The 726-nt window shown below is 39.9% G+C and carries 1 protein-coding gene; it reads left to right on the forward strand.

Going from position 1 to position 726, the window contains the following annotated elements:
- On the forward strand, positions 1 to 377 hold a 377-nt coding region (locus ACS8FC_RS17330; RefSeq protein WP_439297695.1), incomplete at its 5' end, for an ATPase, T2SS/T4P/T4SS family.
- Between the last annotated feature and the right edge of the window lie 349 nt (positions 378 to 726).

Raw genomic sequence — 726 nt, forward strand, 5'->3', positions numbered from 1 at the left:
CGTCAGTCAACCTAGTCATTGCCCAACGTTTGGCAAGACGACTATGCAAAAACTGTAAGAAACCGATCAATATTCCACGGCAAAGCCTACTAGAGATCGGCTTTACTGATACAGACTTGGACAACTCAGACAATGTGATTTATGAGCCAGTAGGCTGCAATGAATGCCGTGAAGGTTATAAAGGTCGTGTGGGTATTTATGAGGTGATGAAGGTCAGCCCCGACATCTCACGTATCATTATGGAAGATGGCAATGCCATAGATATCAAAGATGCGGCGCTCAAAAACGGTTTTCGAGATCTACGCCGTTCTGGGGTTTTAAAAGTTCTGCAAGGTGTCACCAGTATTCAAGAAATGATGCGTGTTACTTCTGAATAAACCGTATAAATATTAAGCCGTATATGAAACTGTTAATCTTCTAGTATTTTGCTTTCTGAAAACTTCAAAATTAGAAATATTATCTAATAGATATATCTAAAAATAAAACAGATAGGCACTGGTTTTTTGCGCTAAAATAAAGTATGCCAGCCAACAGTTTTGTCTGGTATTCTGCTTTATGTTTGCAATATCTATATTAGACAATTTCGAGGGTAGTAATATGGCAAAGGCTAAGACTGACATGCTGTTGGATTTTGTCTATGATGGCGTAAACCGGCGCGGGCAAAAGGTGAAAGGCGAAACCACTAGTCGTAGCTTGGAGTTAGCCAAAGCAACTTTACGCAAGCAA

The organism is Psychrobacter sp. 1Y4, assembly GCF_051847555.1.